Origin of the sequence: Streptomyces sp. NPDC090442, assembly GCF_044769405.1 — a bacterium.
GTDB lineage: Bacteria > Actinomycetota > Actinomycetes > Streptomycetales > Streptomycetaceae > Streptomyces.
The window spans coordinates 1-2,165 of the sequence record NZ_JBIVXW010000219.1 but is presented as its reverse complement, the minus strand read 5'-3'; the positions used below and the strand labels follow the sequence as shown (position 1 = coordinate 2,165).

Sequence of the window (2,165 nt, the reverse complement as noted above, 5' to 3'; positions counted from 1 at the left end):
CTCGGCGGCCTCCACCATTTCGGTCGCCGCCTTGAGCTTGATCGAGCCGGCGAAGTTGAATCCCTCGCACTTGAGGAACAGGGCGTGCCCCACCATCGATCGCAGGTCGACGTAGAGGTCCTCGGCGTTGAAGTCCGTAGGGGTGGAGATGACCGTCATGACGCCTCCTTCCGCACTCGTGGCGCTGTCGGCCGGTCAGCCATAGCGGCGTAGTTCGTGAAAGAAGTCGTCGACGACGTGGAGTCCGCCGGTGCGGGCTACCTCGTCGTAGACGTACTTGCCGAGTGCGAGGTCCAGCACTCCGAGGCCGAAGGGTGAGAAGACGACGGTGCGGTCGGTGGGGACTGTCGCCTGTCCGCTCATCACGTCGTTGAGGGTGCCGTTGAGGAAGTCTCGGGTGCCGGTGCGTTGTTCGGCGAGGTGGGGGGAGGTGTTGGCTGTGAGGCAGTGGTCGATGTCGTCGACGAAGTTGGCGGAGGTGAGGAGGATTTCGGGGGCGAGGTCGCGCAGTGAGACGTGCAGGACCAGGGGGTGGTGGTTGAACCAGGTGGGGTTGGTGACGTGGGGTTCGCCGGCGATGGTGGCGAAGACGATCAGGTCGCTGGTGCGGATGAGTTCTTCGGGGGTGTCGTGGACGGTGACCCAGGGGGTGGTGCCTGCTTGTTCGGCGTAGAGGCGGAAGCCGGCGGCGCTGTCGGGGGAGAGGTCGTGGATGCCGATTTGGTCGAATTGCCAGCCGGTTTCGGTGAGGAAGGTGTGGATGTAGCGGGCGATGAGGCCGGTGCCGAAGAAGCCGATGGTGCGGGGTCGGGGGCGGGTGCGGGTGAGGTGGTCGGCGGCCAGGGTGGCGGAGGCTGCGGTGCGGGTGGCGCTGATGATGGAGCTTTCCAGGCAGGCGAAGGGGTAGCCGGTGTCGTGGTTGTTGAGGATGAGGACGGCGGAGGCGCGGGGGATGCCGGCTTCGATGTTGGTGGGGAAGCTGGAGATCCATTTGAGGCCGTCGACGGGGGTGGTGCCGCCCAGGGAGGCGGGCAGGGCGATGATGCGGGAGGTGGGGCGGTCGGGGAAGTGTAGGAAGTAGGAGGGTGGGTTGATGGTTTCGCCGGTGCCGTGGAGGCGGTAGGTGGCTTCGATCAGGTCGACGATGTGGTGGGCGTGTCCGTGCAGGACGTTTTGGACTTGGGCGCCGGAGATGACGGCGAAGGTGGGGATGGTGCGGGGGGTGGGTTGGTGGGTGTGGGCGGGGTGGAGGGTGGTCATGGGGTGGTCACCTCGATGGTGGGTGAGCAGTCGGCCACTGGTGTGGGGTTGGCCAGGGCGACGAGGACCTCTCGGGTTCCGGTGAAGGGTTCTCTGCTGTGTGCGGTGCGGATGTTGTCGACCAGGAGCAGGTCGCCGTCTCTCCAGGGTTCGCGGGCGGTGTGGGTGGTGTAGGTGGTGTTGAGCAGGTCGATGACGTCTTCTTCGATGGGTTCGCCGTTGCCGTAGGCGGTGTTGAAGGGCAGGCCGTCGGTGCCGTAGGTCTCGATGAGGTATTCGCGGATTTCCGGTGCCAGGGTCCACTGGTTGAGGAAGGCGATCTGGTTGAACCAGCACCGTTGGCCGGTGCGCGGGTGGTGCAGCACGGCGCTGCGGCGTTGGCGGGTGTGCAGGCTGCCGTCGGGTTGCCATTGATAGGTGATGGCGTGGGTTTGGCAGTAGTTTTCGATGGTGTGGCGGTCGTCGGTGCCGAAGGCTTCGAGGGTGGAGGCGCCGATCTCGTCGTTGTAGCTGCGGGTCAGTAGCCATCCTTGGCGCTCGAAGCGTTTGACCAACCGTCGTGGCAGCGCCCGCAGTACGGCCGTGGCGTCCGCTACCGCGGTCGCCCCGCCCTCCTGGGGGGCGGTGTGGCAGGCGAAGAGCATCAGGCCGGGGAACTCGGTGGTGTAGCTGAGTTCGTGGTGCATGCACATCGGCTGGTTCTGCGGCCACTTCGACGACGAATACACCCCCGGCAGGAACCTCTCCCGGGGCGCGAAACTCTCCCTCTCCGCCATCAGATCACCGGACAACGCCCGGAACACAGCCGCCGTCACAGCCACATCACCCAAACCCAACCCACGAACCAACAACACACCGTGCTCGCGGAGGGTGGCGTAGAGGGCGTCCCGGTGTTGACCAGCCCA

At 65.8% G+C, this 2,165-nt stretch carries 2 protein-coding genes and 1 pseudogene; all 3 read right to left on the bottom strand.

What is annotated here, in order from left to right:
- Positions 1-159 (bottom strand): annotated as a pseudogene (locus ACIQU6_RS44495) (2,3-diaminopropionate biosynthesis protein SbnA); the annotation flags it as partial.
- A gap of 36 nt (positions 160-195) precedes the next feature.
- Entirely contained in the window at positions 196-1,260 is a 1,065-nt protein-coding gene (gene sbnB, locus ACIQU6_RS44490) for a 2,3-diaminopropionate biosynthesis protein SbnB (RefSeq protein ID WP_403488407.1), read from the bottom strand.
- On the bottom strand, positions 1,257-2,165 hold a 909-nt coding region (locus ACIQU6_RS44485; protein WP_403488405.1), incomplete at its 5' end, for a TauD/TfdA family dioxygenase. The genes sbnB and ACIQU6_RS44485, both read right to left, overlap by 4 nt.